The following is a 16,832-nucleotide window of genomic DNA, read 5'->3' on the forward strand; positions in this document are numbered from 1 at the left end:
CCCCGAACGGATCGACCGAATGATCGGTCGTCCGGTATGTGCGGATGGCGAGGGAGACGACGCGATGGCGGATGCGACGGAGCTGCTCGACACGGGCGAACGGCTCGGGCCCGGGGAACTGCGGCAGCTCCAGCTGGAGCGGCTGCGCACCTCGCTGCGGCACGCCTACGACCACGTGCCGTTCTACCGGGAGTCCTTCGACCAGGCCGGTGTCCGCCCGGAGGACTGCCGCTCCCTCGCCGACCTGGCCCGTTTCCCCTTCACCACCAAGGCCGACCTCAGGGAGAACTACCCGTACGGCATGTTCGCCGTGCCGCGCGAGCGGATCCGCCGGCTGCACGCCTCCAGTGGCACCACCGGACGCCCCACGGTGGTCGGCTATACCGACAACGACCTTTCCATGTGGGCCGACATGGTGGCGCGGTCGATCCGGGCAGCCGGCGGGCGCCCCGGCGACATCGTGCATGTGGCCTACGGCTATGGGCTCTTCACCGGTGGTCTGGGCGCCCACTATGGCGCCGAACGCCTGGGCTGTACGGTCGTCCCGGCCTCCGGCGGAATGACGGCCCGGCAGGTGCAGCTGATCCAGGATCTGCGGCCGTCCGTCATCATGGTGACCCCGTCCTACATGCTGACGCTGCTGGACGAGTTCGAGCGGCAGGGCGTGGACCCGCGCGGCACCTCGCTGCGCGTGGGGATCTTCGGGGCCGAGCCCTGGACCGAGCAGATGCGCGGGGAGATCGAGGAGCGGTTCGCGATCGACGCCGTCGACATATACGGACTGAGCGAGGTCATCGGCCCGGGTGTGGCCCAGGAGTGCGTGGAGACCAAGGACGGGCTGACGGTCTGGGAGGACCACTTCTATCCCGAGGTGGTCGATCCGATCACGGGCGAGGTGCTGCCGGAGGGCGAGCGGGGCGAGCTGGTGTTCACCTCGCTGACCAAGGAGGCCATGCCGGTCATCCGGTACCGCACCCGGGATCTGACCCGGCTGCTGCCCGGTACGGCGCGGGCGTTCCGGCGGATGGAGAAGATCACCGGGCGCAGCGACGACATGGTGATCCTGCGCGGGGTCAACCTGTTCCCGACCCAGATCGAGGAGATCGTGCTCCGCACGCCCGGCGTGGCACCGCACTTCCAGCTCCGGCTGACCCGGGAGGGCCGGCTGGACCGGCTGACCGTGCGGGCCGAGGCACGCGCGGACGCGGGCCCCCGGACGCGGGACGCCGCGGCCCGGTCCATCGCCGCGGCCGTGAAGGACGGTGTCGGGGTGTCCGTCGACGTCGAGATCGTGGCGCCGGAGTCGCTGGAACGGTCGGTCGGCAAGATCCGCCGCATCGTGGATCTGCGCGGGCGGGACGCGGGGTAGGACGCCTCGCGCGGGCGACCCGCGTGCCGGAGAAGGCCTGAGCGAGGTCGTATCGACGTACCTCGAAACATCGTCGCGGCCTATACTCCACAGCCATGACGGACACCGCCCCCTCCCCGGAACCGGACCTGGTCAACGCGCTGCGGGCGCTGTCCAATCCGATGCGGCTGCAGATGCTGCGCTGGCTGCGCGAGCCCGAGCGGCACTTCCCGCTGGAGACGGCGATCGCCGATCCGGCCGAGGTCGGTGTGTGCGTGAGCCACATCCAGGCCAAGGCCGGCCTGGCCCAGTCCACCGTGTCGGCCTATATGGCCGAACTCCAGCGCGCGGGCCTGGTCCGCGCCACCCGGGTGGGCAAGTGGACCCACTACAAGCGTGACGAGCAGCGCATCGCCGACCTGGTCGCGGAGCTGAGGCAGACGCTCTAGAGACGCGCGGGCACACCGACCCAGGCACACCGACACGCGTGCTCCGCCCGGCTTGCGCTTCATATCGAGATTCTGCGATATTTCGATTGAGCGATTCGATTCGATCGACCCTTCGAGGGAGCACACCCATGGACCTCGGCACGTTCGGGATCTACACGTTCGACTTCGAGCACCAGCCGGCCGCGCAGATCCGGGACTCGGTGCGGGAACTGGAGGAGCTGGGCTGGCCGGCCGTCTGGATCCCGGAGGCGCTCGGGCGGGACGCGTTCACGCACGCCGGTCATCTGCTGGCGGCCACCCGGCGGCTGACCGTGGTGAACGGCATCGCCCGGATCTGGTCCCGACAGGCCCGCTGGACGCACGGCGCCGCGCTGCTGCTCGCCGACGCGCACCCGGGACGGCATGTGCTCGGCCTGGGCTTCGGCGGACAGCCGCACCCGGACGTCAGGCCCCTCGCCGCGATGGCGGCGTACCTCGACGAGCTGGACGCCATGGAGACGCCCAACCCGCGCCCGGCACAGCCCATCCGGCGTCTGCTGGCCGCGTACGGCCCGAAGATGCTGGAGCTGGCCCGGGACCGGGCCGACGGGGCGCAGACCTACCATGTGAACACGGCACACACCGCGCAGGCGCGGGAGATCCTCGGCCCGGACGCCTTCCTCGCCGTCGAGCACGCGGTGCTGTTCGAGTCCGACCCCGACCGGGCCCGCACCCTCGCGCGCGAGCATCTGCACGGCTATCTGGAAACCCCGTACAACCTCGCCAAGTTCCGTCGGCTCGGCTACACCGACGACGACCTCACCGGCGGCGGCAGCGACCGCTTCGTGGACGACCTGGTGTTCTGGGGCGACCCGGACACGGTCGTACGGAAGCTGCACGGGCAGGTGGCAGCGGGCGCCGATCACGTCGCCGTACAGGTGATCGGCGTACCGCCGGGCGTATCGGCGCTGCCGCACTGGCGTCTGCTGGCCGACGCCCTGCTGCCACCCGGGACCCGCTGACCGCCCCCGCTAACCGCCGAAGCGGTCCCGTAGTTCGCGCTTGAGGATCTTCCCGCTGGCGTTGCGCGGCAACTCGGTCACGAACAGCACCCGCTTGGGCGCCTTGAAGGGCGCGATCCTCTCCCGCACATGCGTGATGAGCTGATCCTCCGTCACCTCGCCACGCGGGACGACGACCGCGGTGACGGCCTCGATCCAGCGTGCGTCGGGCAGGCCGATCACGGCGGCCTCGGCGACGGACCCGTGGGTGTACAGGGCGTCCTCGACCTGGCGCGAAGCCACCAGGACGCCACCGGAGTTGATGACGTCCTTCACCCGGTCCACGATCGTGAAGTAGCCGTCGGCGTCGCGCACCGCGAGGTCGCCGGAGTGGAACCAGCCCTCCCGGAAGGCCGCGGCGGTCTCCTCGGGTTTGTCCCAGTAGCCCTCGCACAACTGCGGTGAGCGGTAGACGATCTCGCCGGGCGTACCCTCGGGCACGTCCTCGCCCTTGTCGTCCACCACCCGCGCGTCCACGAAGAGCACGGTGCGGCCGCAGGAGTCCAGCCGACCCTCGTGCTCGTCGGGGCCGAGCACCGTGGCCAGCGGGCCGATCTCGCTCTGCCCGAAGCAGTTGTAGAAGGCGAGTCCGGGCAATCGTTCGCGCAGCCGCTCCAGGACCGGGACCGGCATGATCGACGCGCCGTAGTAGGCCTTGCGCAGCCCGTCGAGGTCGCGGGTGGCGAAGTCGGGCCGGCCCGCGAGGCCGATCCATACCGTGGGCGGCGCGAACAGGCTGTCCACGCGGCCCGCCTCGACGAGGTCGAACAGCCGGTCCCCGTCGGGCGCGTCCAGGATGATGTTGGTGGCGCCGACGGCGAGGTACGGCAGCAGAAACACATGCATCTGGGCTGAGTGGTACAGCGGCAGCGCGTGTGCCGGCCGGTCGCCGGCGCTCAGGTCGAGGGCGGTGATGGCGCTCAGGTACTCGTGCACGAGGGCCCGGTGGGTCATCATCGCGCCCTTGGGCAGGGCGGTCGTACCGGAGGTGTAGAGCAACTGGACCAGGTCGTCGGCGCGGGGTTCGGGGCCGTCGTACGGCGGTGCGTCCGGCAGCCGGGCGAGGAGCGAGCCGCCGGCGTCCCTGAGCGGCAACACCTGTACGCAGTCCGGGAGTCGGCCGGCCGGCTTCGGGTCGGCGAGGACCAGGGTGCTGCCGGACTGGCCGACGAGGTACGCCAGGTCGTCCCCGGTGAGGTTCTGGTTGACGGGCACATGGACCAGGCCCGCCCGGGCGCAGGCGAGGAAGGCGATGAGGTAGGCGTCGGAGTTGTGGCCGAAGGCGGCGACCCGGTCGCCGGGCGCGAGGCCCCGCGCGAGCAGCACCGAGGCCGCTCGGGAGACGGCGTCGTCGAGTTCCTCGTACGTCCAGTGGCGCTCGCCGTACTCCACCGCGAGGCGGGCCGGGGTGCGCCGGGCGCTGCGCCGCAGCACCCCGTCGACCGTGCTGCCGTGTCCCTGCGTCATGGCTCATGATCCTGGGTCCGGCACGCAGTCAGGTCAAGCATCGAGAGACGTCAACACCTGTTCGCTGAATGCACCTTTTTGCTTCTGCGTGCTTCTGTGCGCCCCTTTGGAGAAAGGATTCCGGAAACCAAGCACCGTTGAACCTGGGCAGGACTTGTCTCAAGCGTCAAGTCCGTAGCACTTCACGCATTTCACGTGACACGTTGGGCAGGAGGTATCCATGAGCCGTGCTGTGCCTGAACAAAAACGAACGTGGACGACAGGTACTGCTCCCGGCATATTCCCACTCCTCGGCCACGGTATCGCCTTATACCGCCGACCGCTGGCGTTTCTGAATTCTTTGCCCGCGCACGGGGATCTGGTCGAAATACGGCTGGGCCCCCAGCGCGCCTGGATGGTGTGCCATCCGGAACTGACCCACGACGTACTCATGGATCCGCACACCTTCGACAAGGGGGGCCCGCTGTACGACCGGCTCGGCAAGCTCATGGGAGACGGTCTCGTCACCTGCCGCCAGGCCACGCACCGGGACAAGCGCAGGCTGCTGCAACCCGGCTTCCGTCCTTCCCATGTCGCCGCGTACACGGATCTCGTCACCGAAGAAGCCGCGGCGCTGTGCGACGCATGGCCCGCGGGCGGGACGGTCCCCGTCACCGAGGCGATGACGACCCTCTCGACCCGTGTGATCAGCCGGGTCCTCCTCTCCGACTCGCTCGACGACCCGACGACCGCCGAGGTGCGGGACTGTCTCACCGACGTCGTCCGTGGCCTCTTCGTCCGCACGGTCGTGCCGATCGACGCCCTGTTCCGTCTCCCCACACCGGCCAACCGCCGTTACCGGAACGCACTGTCCCGGCTGCACACGATCATCGACGCGGTGATCGCCGAGCGGCGCCGGGGTGCCGACCGCGACGATGTGCTGGGCACGCTGCTGGCGGCCACGCGCGCTGACGGCGCGGCGGCGCCGATCTCCGGCCAGGAGGTCCACGACCACCTGATCACGCTGCTGCTCACGGGCGTCGAGACCCAGGCGCTGTGCCTGGCGAGCGCCTTCAGCCTGCTGGCCCGCCACCCGGAGGCGGAGCGCCGTCTGTACGCCGAGCTCGACGCCGTCCTCCCCGGCGGCCGTAGGCCCGGTCCCGACGATCTGCCGCACCTCGTCCAGACCCGGTGCGTCGTCTCCGAGACACTGCGCCACTCCTCGCCCGGCTGGCTCTTCACCCGCGTCACCACCAGGGACACGGAACTCGCCGGGTGCCGTCTGCCCGAGGGGGCGACCGTTCTGTACAGCCCCTATCTGCTGCACCACGATCCCTCGTCGTTCCCCGACCCCGAGCGTTTCGACCCCGACCGCTGGCTGCCGGGGCGGCCCACCGCCGAGCAGCGCCGCGCGATGATGCCGTTCTCCGCGGGCAATCGCAAATGCATCGGCGACGAGTTCGCCATGGTGGAGGCCGTCCTGGCGCTCGCGACCATCGCCGGCCGCCGGCGCCTGCGCCATCTGCCGGGACACGTCGAAGAGAAACCGCGTCCCGGAATCACGATGGGACCGCGTTCACTGGTCATGGCCTGCGCATCCCGTTCAGCCACGCCCTCCGCCGTCCCGGCCACGCCCCGGGCAACAGCCGCCCCTCGCGCATCGGATTCCCGAACGGCAGGTGACCACGGTGTCCACAACACATGAGGAAGTCACGCTCGGCGTACCGGGTGAAAAACCGGTCTCCAACCTCAGGGACCTGATCGACGACAACCTCCACATGCCGTTCCCGTTCCAGCGGAACCCCCATGAGTCCGAAGCCGCGGCCGGCGTCGACGCGTGGCTGAGCACGTGGGGGCTGGACCGGGAGCCAGGTGTGACGGCGATGATCCGCCGTACCCGGCCGGCAGAACTCGCTTCCTGCACCAGCCCCACCGTGGATTCCGGGCTCCTTCAGATCGTGGCCCGCCAGATCGCCTATCAGTTCGTCTTCGACGACCGTGCGGAGGACGTCGGCCGACTCTCTCCGGGCAGGCTGCTGCCCATGCTGTGCGAGAGCGTCGAGATTCTGCGGGACGACCGGCCGCCCACCACTCTCCTCGGAACCGCGCTGGCCGATCTCCACCGGCAGGTCCGGGAACGGTGCACACCCGCGCAGGCCGAACGGTGGGCCTGGAAGAGCCGTGAATATGTACACGGCCTGCTGTATGAAGCGGTCGCCCAAGCCCAGCCGTTCCTCCTGCGGACCCGGGACTGCACCTCGATACGGTCGCTGACCGCGGGCGTCGAGCCGTTCTACCCGCTGTGTGAGGCCGCTCAGCCACACGAACTGTCGTCTGCCGAACTCCACCACCCCGTGGTGGCGCGACTGGGCCGGCTCTCGGCCGACGCGGCGGTGTGGATACCCGATCTGTTCTCCGCGGTGAAAGAACAGCGCGCGGGCGAGCTGATCAACCTGGCCCTGGCCCATCAGCGCCAGCACCGGTGCTCTCTGCAAACCGCCGTTCTCCTGGCCATCCAGAAGATCAACGGCACGATCGAGGAGTTCCAGAGGCTCTACGAGGAGATCAAACCGGAATTGAGTCCCGCAGGCGTCGGCTATGTGGAGGGCATGATCGGCTGGATCCGCGGGTGCTACCACTGGTCCCGCACGGTCCCACGCTACGCGGAGGTGGCTTTGGTTCCCGCCATGCCGTAGGGGGACGGGCGCGTTCCGGTTACGCCGGAAGGCGTCCATCCAGGTCTTCTACCCAGCAGGACGGGCATTCCCTCACTCGTAGTCGGTGTTTTCATCCTATGGTGCCCATTCCGGCCTGCCTCACCTCGACGAGGCGTACGCTCGGCTGCCTCCAGGCCGAACGACAGAAGGCGGTACGGCACATGGCGATGGGACCGCGGCAACCGATCACGGAGCAGCGAACGTTGATCGAGCGCCGACGGGAACTGCAGGCCCTCGATGCGGCGTTCCAGGAGCTGCGACGCAGCACGGACGGGGTGCCGCGAGCGAGGCGCAGGGGGCTGTTCGCCCTTACGGGGCCGGCCGGACTGGGCAAGACAGCACTCATCACGGAGGCACGTGACCGCGCTGCGGCATGCGGGTTCACCGTGCTGTCGGGAAGGGGCGGGGAGACGGAACAGGGCTCGGCGTTCCGCGTGGTGCGCCAGCTGGTGCAGCCCTCGCTGGCGCGGATGGACGCGACGGAACTCCGTACCTTCCTGGGCAGTTGGTACGACATCGTGGCCGCTGTTCTCGGCCTCGAAGCGAGCCGTCCCGCCGCCGCGCCCGACCCGGCCGGGGTCCGCGAAGGACTCGACTGGGTCATGACGCGTCTCACCGTGAAGAAGGCGCCCGTCGTCCTGCTCCTGGACGACCTGCACTGGGCGGACCCCGAGTCCCTGAGCTGGCTCGACTCCTTCGCGACGCGAGTCGACGACCTGCCCCTGCTGATCGTCGTCGCCTACCGGCCCGACGAACTGCCGCCCGAGGCGGGCCAGCTCCGTACGCTCGTCGGGCCCCACGGGGACCGCCCCCACGACTTGGCACACCTCACCGCCGACGGCGTGGCGCAGATCATCAGGAACGAAGTCGGTGAGACCGCCGAGGACGTGTTCTGCAAGGAATGCTGGTCGGCCACCGGCGGGAGCCCCTTCGAAGCGGTGGAGCTCGCCATCGGACTCGCCGAGCGGAAACTGAGCGGTACCGAGGACGACCTGCCCGCGATGCGTGAGCTCGCCGCGGCGATCAAGGGCCCGGGACTGATCGAGCGTCTGGAACGACTCGACACGGCGACCGTCCGCTTCGCGCACACCGCGGCCGTACTGGGTTCGCCCTTCTCCCCACAGCTCGCCGCGTCCGTCGCGGTGCTCGGCGACGAGGCCGCCGCCGAGGCGATCCAGTAGTTGCGCACGTCCCGGATCCTCACCGACGGCCATGGCCCCGAGGGCGAGCTCGAATTCGTTCACCCGCTGATCGCCACGACGATCTACCGGTCCATCCGCAGGGCCTTCCGGGCCGGTCTGCACAACGCGGCCGCGGAAGCCGTCCTGGCCGCGGGATACGGCCCCACCGCCGCCGCCCGTCATCTGCTGGAGGTCCCCTGCGAGGGCCGTCCCGAAGCTGTGGCATGTCTGCGCGAGGCCGCCCGGGAGTATCTTCACGCCGGGGCGACCGAGGCGGCCCGGCGTCTGCTGAACCGCGCGCTGCAGGAGCCGCCCCTGCCCGAGGACCGCGCCGCGCTCCTTCACGAACTCGCGTGCGCCACGTTCCTGATCGAGCCCGTGGCCACGGTGCGGCATCTCCGCCAGGCGCTGGCGGAGCCCGACGTCGACCCCGATCTGCGTGCCTCCATCGTCTTTCGGCTGACGCAAGCACTGGCTCACACCGATCAGCTGGCCAAGGCCGTGACCGTGGCCGCCGAAGAGGCGAAGCAGGCCACCAATCCGCGCGTCAAACTGCGCATGCAGGCCGATCACTTCGTGTGGAGCATGATCCGTACCGACGACCCCGACTCGCCCGCCCGCTCGCGGACACTGGCGCGTCTGGCCGAACAGTTGCCCGGTCGCAGCCTGGAGGAGCGCTACATCCTGGGACTGCGGGCCTGGGATGCGGCCTTGCGAGGCGAACCGCGGCAGACCGCCCTCGCGTATGCCGAGAAGGCCTTGCTCGGCGGCATGAGCTGGACCGACGAGAACCGCGGTTTCGAGGTGCCCGCTTCGGTCGCCCTCGTGTTCATGTACGGCGACCAGCCCCGACGGGCCGAGGGGCTGTTCAACAAGGGGATCGCCGAATGCGTGGCCAAGGGGTGGCGCGGCTCCCACCTGGCACTCGGTCAGGCCCTCGCCGGCTATATCCGGTACCACCGCGGCTGCCTGGCCGAGGCCGAGGACCTCGTCCGGGAGGGTCTGCGTATCGCCAACAAGGTGGAGGGTGCCGTACCCGCTCAGTGGTACGGCGTCAGCGTTCTGATCCAGACCCTGCTGGCCCGTGGTCGCGTCACCGAGGCGCGCGCGCTCGCCGACGAGCACCACTTCGGTGACATCACTCCGAATGCGGTCATCTATCCCGACCCGCGCACGGTCTACGCGGAACTGCTGCTGGCGGAGGAGCGGCATGCCGAGGCGGCACCGCTGCTGGCCTCGGTCGGGGACTGGCTGGACAAACGGGGCTGGCGGAACCCGGCCTGGTGCCCGTGGCAGCTCCGCCTCGCGTCCGCGCTCGCCCCCACCGCCCCGGACGAGGCGGTGGGCCACGCTCAGGAAGCCGTGAAGCGCGCCCGCGACTTCGGCGCCGCCTCCACCATCGGCCAGGCCCTGCACACCCTCGCCGAGGTGACCGGCGGACCGGCGGCCCTCGACCTCTACGCCGAGGCCGTCGACCACCTCGAACAGTCGCCCGCCGCCTACGAACTCGCCCGCGCCCAGATCGGCCACGGCGCCGCGCTGTCCCGCGACGGGCAACTGCAGGAGGCGGCCGACCGCCTCTATCAAGGCCTGGAGGGAGCCGTCCACTGCGGAGCCGCGGCACTCGCCGCCCAGGCCAGGACAGAACTTTCGGCGGCCGGCCTGCGTCCGCTGCCGTTGCGCTACGTCCAGGCGGACACCTTGACCGCCCCGGAACGCCGTACCGCCGAACTGTCCGCCCAGGGACACCCGGTGGCCGTCATCGCCAAGGAACTGCGCCTCACCGAGCAGGGCGTGCGCCAGTTGCTGTCCAGTGTCTACCGCAAGATCGGCACCGACGCCGCCGGCCTCGCCGGGTTCCTGGAGAGCTGTCCTCGGATGCGGCCCTGAAGCGCCGGGTGTGCGGTCACACCTGCCGTGCGCGCCCCTCCCAGTACGGCTCCCGCAACCGCCGCTTGTACAGCTTGCCGTTGGGGTCTCGGGGCATCTCGGCGGTGAAGTCGACGCTCTTGGGCCGCTTGTAGCCGGCGAGCTGTCCCGCGCAGTGGTCGAGCAGGGCGGCGGCGAGGGCCGGGCCGGGTTCGTGGCCGGGTGCCGGTTCGACCACGGCCTTGACCTCCTCGCCCCAGTCGTCGTGCGGGATGCCGAAGGCGGCGGCGTCGGCGACGGCCGGGTGGGAGAGCAGCACGGACTCGATCTCGGCCGGGTAGATGTTGACGCCACCGGAGATGATCATGTCGATCTTGCGGTCGCGGAGAAAGAGATAGCCGTCCGCGTCGAGGTAGCCGAGGTCGCCGACGGTGAAGAAGTCCCCGATGCGGTTCTTGCGGGTCTTGGCCTCGTCCTTGTGGTAGGCGAAGCCGCCGGTGCTCATCTTCATGTAGACGGTGCCGAGTTCGCCGGGCGCGAGGCGGTTGCCGCCGTCGTCGAAGACGGCGAGTTCGCTGATGGGCCAGGCCTTGCCGACGGTGCCGGGCTTCTTCAGCCAGTCCTCGGCGGTGGCGAAGGCGCCGCCGCCCTCGCTGGCCGCGTAGTACTCCTCCACACACTGCCCCCACCAGTCGATCATGGCTCGTTTGACGTGGTCGGGGCAGGGCGCGGCGCCATGGATGGCATGCCGCATGGACGAGACGTCGTAGCGGTCCTTGATCTCGTCCGGGAGGGCCAGCAGGCGATGGAACTGGGTGGGGACCATATGGGTGTGGGTGCACCGGTGGGTGTCGATGCGGTGGAGCATCTCCTGCGGGGTCCACTTGTCCATCAGCACCAGGGAGTGGCCGATGTGCAGGGAGGCGCCCGCGAACTGCAGGACGGCCGTGTGGTAGAGCGGCGAGCAGACCAGATGGACGTTGTCGTCGAACGGCTGGATGCCGAAGATGCCGAGGAAGCCGCCCAGGTAGGCCTCCTCGGGCGCCTTGCCGGGCAGGGGGCGGCGGATGCCGCGCGGGCGGCCGGTCGTACCGGAGGTGTAGTTCATGACCCAGCCGAGTTCACGGCCGGTGGGCGCGGACTCCGGTTGTCCGTCGAGGAGTTCGGCGTACGGCCGGAAGCCGTCGACGTCGCCGACCGCGTACCGGTGGGTGGCGGGCAGGCCCGCCTCGTCGGCGGCGGCGCGGGCCGCGTCGGTGAACCGCTCATGGGCGATGAGCACCTTGGCACCGGAGTCGGCGACGATCCAGGCGATCTCGGGGCCGACGAGGTGGTGGTTGACCGGGACCAGATAGAGGCCGGCCTGGGTGGCGGCCAGATAGGCGGTGATGAACTCGACGCCGTTGGGCAGGACGACGGCGAAGGCGTCGCCGCGCTCCAGCCCGGCCGCGCGCAGCCCGTGGACGAGCCGGTTGGCGGCGCTGTGCAGTCGTCCGGCGGTCCACTCCTCGCCGTCGGGGGCGACGAGGACCGTGCGGTCGGGGTGCTGGGCGGCGTCGGCCCAGAATCCGGCGGGGGGTGTGCTCACGACTGGCCGCTCCTTCCGGCGATGCGGTTGATGCGGTCCACGGCTCGTTCGAAGCCGCGGGTGAGGTCGTCGAGGACGGCCTGGACGCTGCGTTCGCTGTTCATCCGGCCGACGATCTGGCCGACGGGGGTGCCGAGCAGCGGGTCGACCTCGTACTTCTGGATCCGGGAGACCGCCTCGGCCACCAGCAGTCCCTGCAGCGGCATCGGCAGGGTGCCGGGTCCGGCCGGGTCGTCCCAGGCGTCGGTCCACTCGGTACGGAGCTGGCGGGCGGGCTTGCCGGTGAGGGCACGGGAGCGGACGGTGTCGCCGGACCCGGCGGCGAGGAGCTTACGGGTCAGGGCGGGTGCGTGCAGATCGGCCTCTGTGGTGGTCAGCCATATGGAGCCCAGCCACACACCCTGTGCGCCCAGAGCGAGGGCTGCCGCCACCTGCTGTCCGCTGCCGATGCCGCCGGCCGCGAGGACGGGCAAGGGGTCGACGGCCTCGACGACTTCCGGGGTGAGCACCATGGTGGCGATCTCACCGGTGTGGCCGCCGGCCTCGTAGCCCTGGGCGACCACGATGTCGATGCCCGCCTCCTGGTGTTTGCGGGCGTGCCGGGCACTGCCCGCGAGTGCCGCGACCCTGATGTCGCGCTCGTGGGCGCGGGCCACGACGTCGGCGGGCGGGGAGCCGAGCGCATTGGCGAGGAGCCGGATCGGATAGTCGAAGGCGACGTCGAGCTGGGTGCGGGCGACCTGCTCCATCCAGCCGGTGATACGCCAGCCGGACGCCTCGCCCTCGGCCAGCTCGGGGACGGCGTACCTGGCGAGGGTCTCGCGCACGAACTGCCGGTGCGCCTCCGGGATCATGGCCTCGACCTCGGCCTCCGTGACCCCTTCGACCTTCTTGGCCGGCATGACGACGTCCAGCCCGTAGGGCCGGCCGCCGACGTGCGCGTCGAGCCAGTCGAGGTCGCGTTTGAGGTCGCCGGGAGCGGTGTAGCGGACCGCGCCGAGCACGCCGAAGCCGCCGGCCCGGCTGATGGCCGCGGCGACGGCGGGGAACGGCGTGAAGCCGAAGACGGCGTGCTCGACGCCCAGTTTCCTGCTCAGCTCCGTCTGCATGGGCGCAGGATGCCGCAGCCGGCGTGACGACGGAAGAGCATTCCTGACGTTCCGTCAGATTCTTTTGCCGGCTGGGGTGTCGATGAGGATGGTGCGGCGAGGGCGCTACCCGGTGGCCTCCAGGACGGCCATCGCCGCGTTGTGGCCCGGCACCCCGCTCACCCCTCCGCCGCGCACCGCGCCGGCGCCGCACAGCAGGACGTTCGGGTGCCGGGTCTCCACTCCCCAGCGGCCGGTGTCCGGCTGGGCATAGGGCCAGGACAGGGCGCGATGGAAGATGTTCCCGCCGGGCAGCCGCAGATCGCGTTCGAGGTCGAGCGGGGTCTTCGCCTCGATGCAGGGGCGGCCGTCGGCGTCCGTCGCCAGGCAGTCGGCGAGGGGCTCGGCGAGATGGGCGTCGAGCTGGGCGAGGGTGGACTTCAGCAGTTCCTCGCGTACGGCGTCGTTGTCGCGGTCGAAGAGCCGGGCCGGGGTGTGCAGTCCGAACAGGGTGAGGGTCTGGTAGCCGCGCCCGGCGAGGTCGGGGCCGAGGATGGTGGGATCGGTCAGGGAGTGGCAGTAGATCTCCGAGGGCGGGGCGGCGGGGAGCTCACCGGCGGCGGCCTGGGCATGGGCGGTGGCGAGCTGCCGGTAGCCCTCGGCGATGTGGAAGGTGCCGGCGAAGGCCTCGCGCGGGTCGACGGCCGGGTCGCGCAGTGCGGGCAGCCGGGTGAGCAGCATGTTGACCTTGAGCTGGGCGCCCTCGGCGGGTTCGGGTGACGGGTCTGCCGTCAGGACGGCCAGCTCCTGCGGGGAGGCGTTCACCAGGACGTGCCGGGCGGCGACGACACCTTCGCCGTCCGGCGTGCGATAGGTGACCTCGGCCGTGTGTCCGTCGGTGGCGATCCGGACCGCCTCGTGCCCGGTCGCGAGGACCGCGCCGGCCGAGCGGGCGGCGCCGGCCAGCGCGTCGGTGAGGGCGCCCATGCCGCCGACCGGCACGTCCCAGGCGCCGGTGCCGCCGCCGATCACGTGGTACAGGAAGCAGCGGTTCTGCACGAGGGTGGGGTCGTGGGCGTCGGCGAAGGTGCCGATCAGCGCGTCGGTGAGCACCACGCCCCGCACCAGGTCGTCCGTGAAGTTCTCCTCGACGGCGACGCCGATCGGCTGCTCGAACAGGGCCCGCCAGGCGGTCTCGTCGTCGATACGGCGGCGCAGCTCGTCAGGGGTGGGCAGGGGCTCGGTGAGGGTCGGGAAGACCCGTTCGGCGACGCGCGCTGTCATGCCGTAGAAGCGCTGCCAGGCCGTGTACTCGCGCTCGCCCCCGGTCAGCCGGGCGAAGGCCTCCCGGGTGCGCTGTTCGCCCCCGCCGACGAGGAGTCCGGTGGGCCGGCCGTCCCGGTCGGCGGGGGTGTACGACGAGATGGTGCGGGCGCGCACCCGGAAGTCGAGCCCGAGATCGCGCACGATCTTCTGTGGCAGCAGGCTGACCAGGTAGGAGTAGCGCGACAGCCGGGCGTCGACGCCGGCGAACGGGCGGGTGGAGACGGCGGCGCCACCGGTGTGGTCCAGCCGTTCCAGTACCAGGACCGAACGCCCCGCGCGGGCCAGATAGGCGGCGGCGACCAGGCCGTTGTGTCCTCCGCCGACGATGACGGCGTCGTAGGTGCGGGTGTGCTCGTGGGCAGCCATGGTTCTTCGTAACACGTGATGATCCACGGCGGCCAGAGGCGGGCCCCGGCCATGGCCACGCGCCGCCGCCCCGAGCGGGTCAGGCGCCGTCGGGCCCGGAGCGCCGGCGGACCACCGCGACCCTGCGGTACAGCTCGCCGGCCTCGGTGGCCCGGCCGAGCCGCTCCAGGCAGTGGGCCTCGTCGCCCTGGCCGGCCAGGGTGTCGGGGTGGTCCGGGCCGAGGGTCTGGGCGCGGGTGGCGGTGATCCTCCGGTACTCCGTGAGGGCCTCGGCCCAGCGTCCCAGCCAGCCCAGGGCGACCGCGACCTCGCGCCGGCTGACCAGCGTGTCCGGATGGGCGGGCCCCAGGGTCTGCTCGCGCAGCAGACAGACGTCGTGTGCCTCGGCCAGGGCGTCGGCCCAGCGGCCCAGCCGGCCGAGGTTGACTCCGCGGCCGTGCCGGGCGCGGAGCGTCTCGGGGTGGGTGGGGCCCTGGACGCGGGTGCGGTCCACGATCAGCTCGCGGTACAGGCGCAGGGCGTCCGCGCTGCGGCCGAGGCGGCCGAGGCTGAGGGCGGTCTCGTAGCGGGCGGCGAGGGTGTCGGGGTGGTCGGCGCCGAGCACCCGCGCCCGCGCCCCGGCGACCTCGTGATAGAGGCGCAGCGCCTCCTCCCAGCGGCCCGACTGGCCCTCGGCATAAGCGACTTCGCAGCGCGAGACCAGGGTGTCGGGGTGGTCGGGACCGAGCACCCGGGCCCGTGCGTCAGCCACCTCCAGGGCCGTACGGCGGGCGTCGTCCAGCCGGCCGAGCCGGCCGAGGGTACAGGCGAGGTTGTGCCGGCAGCGCAGGGTGTCGGGGTGGTCCGGGCCCATGGCGCGCACCCGGGCGGCCAGCACCTCGGCGTACATCTGGTGGGCCTCGAAGTGGCGGCCGAGCCGGCCCAGCGCGTAGGCCGTCTCCTGGCGGGCGGCGAGGGTGTCGGGATGGTCGGCGCCGAGCACACCCGCCCTGGCCTCGGCGAGGTCCGTGTAGGCGGTCAGCGCCTCGGTGACACGGCCGGCCCGGACGAGGGCGAAGGCGGTCTCGTAGCGGCTCGCCAGGGTCTCGGGATGGTCGGGGCCGAGCAGCGCGGCCCGCTCGGCGGCCACGGCCCGGTGTGCCTCGCCCGCCTCGGCCCACCGGCCGAGCCCGGCCAGCCGGACGCCCTCGCGGTGCCGCACGGCGAGGGCCACCAGGCGCTCCGCGGGAGGTGCCGCGCGTTTCGCGGGAGGTGCCGGTACGGGCCGTCGAGCGTCCACGGGGCCGCCGTGGTCGCCCGCGTCGGGCGGTGCAGCCGTAGGGCGCCGGAGCCCCGCGTCCTTCCGGGGCACCGCGGCCCACTCGCAGGACAGCAGCGCCCCCGGGACCGGCGGCAGCGCGCCGAGGCCGGTGCCGAGTGCCTTGCGGCCGGTGGTCATGCCCTGGGTCCAGGTCGGCGGCGGGGTCGGCGTGTCCGCGGCGTCCGGGGGCGCGGGCACGACCGGCCCGGGGAGAGCGCCCGTGGCACGCCCGGCCCGGATCCGGTCGACCAACTCGCCCGCGCCGGACGGGCGTTCACCGGGCTGCTTGGCCAGCAGACCGAGGATGATCTCCTCCAGGTGGCCGGGCAGTTCGGGGCGCCGTTCGCGCGGGGGCGGGGGCGGTGTGTCGCGGTGGCCGATGAGGATCGCCCAGGCGTCCTCCAGGTCGAACGGCGGTGCGCCGGTGGCGATCTCGTACAGGACGCAGCCCAGTGAGTACAGGTCGCTGCGCTGGTCGACCTCGCCGCCTGCGATCTGTTCCGGGGACATGTAGTGCGGGGTGCCGAGGGCCACGCCGGTGCCGGTCAGCCGGGTGGTGAAGCCGATGTCGTGGGCGAGGCGGGCGATGCCGAAGTCGCAGATCTTCACGGTGCCGTCGGCCGTCCGCACGATGTTGGCCGGTTTCAGGTCGCGGTGCACGACGCCCTGCCGATGGGTGTAGGAGAGGGCGGCGGCGATCTGGGCGGCGATGTCCAGCACATCGTCCACGGGGAGCGGGTGCCCCTTGTTGTCCTCCAGCAGCCGGCTCAGGTCGCGGCCCTCCAGCAGCTCCATGACCAGGTACAGGACCCCGTCGGACTCGCCGAAGTCATGAACGACGGTCACCCCTCGGTGCGAGAGGGCGGCCGCGACCCTGGCCTCACGGCGGAACCGCTCCCGCAGGACCCGGGTGAGGGACGGATCGCGGTACGGGCCGAGCGGTTCCAGGCACTTGACCGCGACCTGCCGGCCCAGGGACTCGTCCCGGGCCCGCCACACCTCGCCCATCCCGCCCCGCCCGATCAGGTCGAGCAGTCGGTACCGGCCGTGAATCAGTCTGTTCTCCCCCATAGCGATCCGCCGCCCCCGTCGCCGTCCGCCCCGCCGCCGGGAG

The 16,832-nt window shown here is 71.5% G+C and carries 12 protein-coding genes; 7 read left to right on the top strand and 5 right to left on the bottom strand.

The window, feature by feature from the left end:
• The first annotated feature begins 64 nt into the window (after window positions 1-64).
• The 3 genes from paaK to IE277_RS27150 all read left to right on the top strand — a co-directional run bounded on the left by paaK (window position 65) and on the right by IE277_RS27150 (window position 2,798).
• Complete coding sequence (gene paaK, locus IE277_RS27140) at window positions 65-1,369, top strand: phenylacetate--CoA ligase PaaK (protein WP_189956332.1); 1,305 nt, start codon at window positions 65-67, stop codon at window positions 1,367-1,369.
• Between the two features lie 95 nt (window positions 1,370-1,464).
• Window positions 1,465-1,797: an ArsR/SmtB family transcription factor gene (locus tag IE277_RS27145; RefSeq protein WP_189956333.1), complete on the top strand. Its 333-nt coding sequence runs from the start codon at window positions 1,465-1,467 to the stop codon at window positions 1,795-1,797.
• Window positions 1,798-1,925: 128 nt separating this feature from the next.
• The gene (locus IE277_RS27150; protein WP_189956334.1) at window positions 1,926-2,798 is read left to right on the top strand and encodes a TIGR03620 family F420-dependent LLM class oxidoreductase; all 873 of its coding nucleotides are present in this window, start codon (window positions 1,926-1,928) and stop codon (window positions 2,796-2,798) included.
• A gap of 9 nt (window positions 2,799-2,807) precedes the next feature.
• On the opposite strand, the gene IE277_RS27155 is transcribed toward IE277_RS27150, so the two are convergent.
• Window positions 2,808-4,304: an acyl-CoA synthetase gene (locus IE277_RS27155; protein ID WP_189956335.1), complete on the bottom strand. Its 1,497-nt coding sequence runs from the start codon at window positions 4,302-4,304 to the stop codon at window positions 2,808-2,810.
• A gap of 220 nt (window positions 4,305-4,524) precedes the next feature.
• Between IE277_RS27155 and IE277_RS27160 the strand changes: the two genes are divergently transcribed.
• The 4 genes from IE277_RS27160 to IE277_RS49260 all read left to right on the top strand — a co-directional run bounded on the left by IE277_RS27160 (window position 4,525) and on the right by IE277_RS49260 (window position 10,071).
• Window positions 4,525-5,988, top strand: coding sequence for a cytochrome P450 (locus tag IE277_RS27160; protein ID WP_189956336.1), 1,464 nt, complete (start codon window positions 4,525-4,527; stop codon window positions 5,986-5,988).
• On the top strand, window positions 5,972-6,979 hold the full coding sequence (locus tag IE277_RS27165; protein ID WP_229881983.1) for a (-)-alpha-amorphene synthase: 1,008 nt from the start codon (window positions 5,972-5,974) through the stop codon (window positions 6,977-6,979). The genes IE277_RS27160 and IE277_RS27165 overlap by 17 nt, the downstream gene beginning before the upstream one ends.
• Window positions 6,980-7,203: 224 nt before the next feature.
• The gene (locus IE277_RS49255) at window positions 7,204-8,181 is read left to right on the top strand and encodes an ATP-binding protein (protein ID WP_308433427.1); all 978 of its coding nucleotides are present in this window, start codon (window positions 7,204-7,206) and stop codon (window positions 8,179-8,181) included.
• Complete coding sequence (locus IE277_RS49260) at window positions 8,182-10,071, top strand: ATP-binding protein (RefSeq protein ID WP_308433428.1); 1,890 nt, start codon at window positions 8,182-8,184, stop codon at window positions 10,069-10,071.
• Window positions 10,072-10,087: 16 nt separating this feature from the next.
• Here the strand turns inward: IE277_RS49260 and IE277_RS27175 are convergent, their stop codons facing one another.
• The 4 genes from IE277_RS27175 to IE277_RS27190 all read right to left on the bottom strand — a co-directional run bounded on the left by IE277_RS27175 (window position 10,088) and on the right by IE277_RS27190 (window position 16,789).
• Window positions 10,088-11,638, bottom strand: coding sequence for an acyl-CoA synthetase (locus tag IE277_RS27175; RefSeq protein WP_189956338.1), 1,551 nt, complete (start codon window positions 11,636-11,638; stop codon window positions 10,088-10,090).
• Window positions 11,635-12,747, bottom strand: coding sequence for an NAD(P)H-dependent flavin oxidoreductase (locus IE277_RS27180; protein ID WP_189956339.1), 1,113 nt, complete (start codon window positions 12,745-12,747; stop codon window positions 11,635-11,637). The genes IE277_RS27175 and IE277_RS27180 overlap by 4 nt, the downstream gene beginning before the upstream one ends.
• Window positions 12,748-12,852: 105 nt before the next feature.
• Window positions 12,853-14,418, bottom strand: a complete 1,566-nt coding sequence (locus IE277_RS27185; RefSeq protein WP_189956340.1) for a phytoene desaturase family protein — start codon at window positions 14,416-14,418, stop codon at window positions 12,853-12,855.
• 79 nt (window positions 14,419-14,497) lie between these two features.
• Window positions 14,498-16,789 (bottom strand): serine/threonine-protein kinase, encoded by a 2,292-nt coding sequence (locus tag IE277_RS27190; protein WP_189956341.1) that lies wholly within the window; start codon window positions 16,787-16,789, stop codon window positions 14,498-14,500.
• Window positions 16,790-16,832 lie beyond the last annotated feature (43 nt).

This window comes from Streptomyces alanosinicus (assembly GCF_014650595.1).
Lineage (GTDB): Bacteria > Actinomycetota > Actinomycetes > Streptomycetales > Streptomycetaceae > Streptomyces > Streptomyces alanosinicus.

Coding starts and splice junctions, on each gene's coding strand:
- IE277_RS27190 (WP_189956341.1), bottom strand. CDS start 16,789: ATGGGGGAGAACAGACTGATTCACGGCCGGTACCGACTGCTCGACCTG.
- IE277_RS27145 (WP_189956333.1), top strand. CDS start 1,465: ATGACGGACACCGCCCCCTCCCCGGAACCGGACCTGGTCAACGCGCTG.
- paaK (WP_189956332.1), top strand. CDS start 65: ATGGCGGATGCGACGGAGCTGCTCGACACGGGCGAACGGCTCGGGCCC.
- IE277_RS27150 (WP_189956334.1), top strand. CDS start 1,926: ATGGACCTCGGCACGTTCGGGATCTACACGTTCGACTTCGAGCACCAG.
- IE277_RS27160 (WP_189956336.1), top strand. CDS start 4,525: ATGAGCCGTGCTGTGCCTGAACAAAAACGAACGTGGACGACAGGTACT.
- IE277_RS27155 (WP_189956335.1), bottom strand. CDS start 4,304: ATGACGCAGGGACACGGCAGCACGGTCGACGGGGTGCTGCGGCGCAGC.
- IE277_RS27185 (WP_189956340.1), bottom strand. CDS start 14,418: ATGGCTGCCCACGAGCACACCCGCACCTACGACGCCGTCATCGTCGGC.
- IE277_RS27180 (WP_189956339.1), bottom strand. CDS start 12,747: ATGCAGACGGAGCTGAGCAGGAAACTGGGCGTCGAGCACGCCGTCTTC.